Source organism: Shigella sp. FC1567 (genome assembly GCF_001743015.1).
Taxonomy (GTDB): domain Bacteria; phylum Pseudomonadota; class Gammaproteobacteria; order Enterobacterales; family Enterobacteriaceae; genus Escherichia; species Escherichia coli.
The window spans coordinates 1-228 of record NZ_MIIV01000471.1 but is presented as its reverse complement, the minus strand read 5'-3'; the positions used below and the strand labels follow the sequence as shown (position 1 = coordinate 228).

Annotated in this window: 1 protein-coding gene; it reads right to left on the bottom strand. The window is 46.9% G+C overall.

The window, feature by feature from the left end; genetic code table 11:
- On the bottom strand, positions 1–168 hold a 168-nt coding region (locus tag BHE85_RS20200; RefSeq protein ID WP_000567677.1), incomplete at its 3' end, for a transposase.
- Between the last annotated feature and the right edge of the window lie 60 nt (positions 169–228).

Genomic DNA, 228 nt, shown 5'->3' with positions numbered 1-228 from the left:
TCCTTCCTGGTATTGCTTACGCCAGAGAAATAACTGGCTGGCTGCTACACCATGTTGCCGGGCAACGAGGGAGACCGTCATCCCCGGTTCAAAGCTCTGCTGAACAATTGCGATCTTTTCCTGTGTGGTACGCCGTCTGCGTTTCTCCGGCCCTAAGACATCAATCATCTGTACTCCAATGACTAGTCTAAAAACTAGTATTAAGACTATCACTTATTTAAGTGATAC